General features: G+C 41.3%; 1 rRNA gene. It reads right to left on the bottom strand.

The features are described 5' to 3' along the window. Nucleotides 1–232: 232 nt before the first annotated feature. Nucleotides 233–288: ribosomal RNA gene (locus tag PGR79_RS23850) — 16S ribosomal RNA — on the bottom strand; the annotation flags it as partial.

Here is a 288-nt window from a genome sequence, read left to right as displayed (position 1 = left end):
AGGGCATCCACCGTGTACGCTTAGTCGCTTAACCTCACAACCCGAAGATGTTTCACTTCTGATTGCGAAAATTTGAGAGACTCGAACACACATTAGCTGTGTGTCGTTTCAATTTTCAGCTTGATCCAGATTTTTAAAGAGCAAAATTTCACAATGCACTTAACAGTACATTTTGAAATTTATCATTTATCAAACAATCTGTGTGGACACTACAAAGGCAGGTTCTTTAAGGTAAGGAGGTGATCCAACCGCAGGTTCCCCTACGGTTACCTTGTTACGACTTCACCC

The sequence above is a fragment of the Klebsiella sp. 141161 genome (assembly GCF_050600815.1).
Classification (GTDB): domain Bacteria; phylum Pseudomonadota; class Gammaproteobacteria; order Enterobacterales; family Enterobacteriaceae; genus Klebsiella; species Klebsiella aerogenes.
Note: the sequence above shows the minus strand (reverse complement) of the source record. Positions and strands in the feature narration are given on the sequence as shown.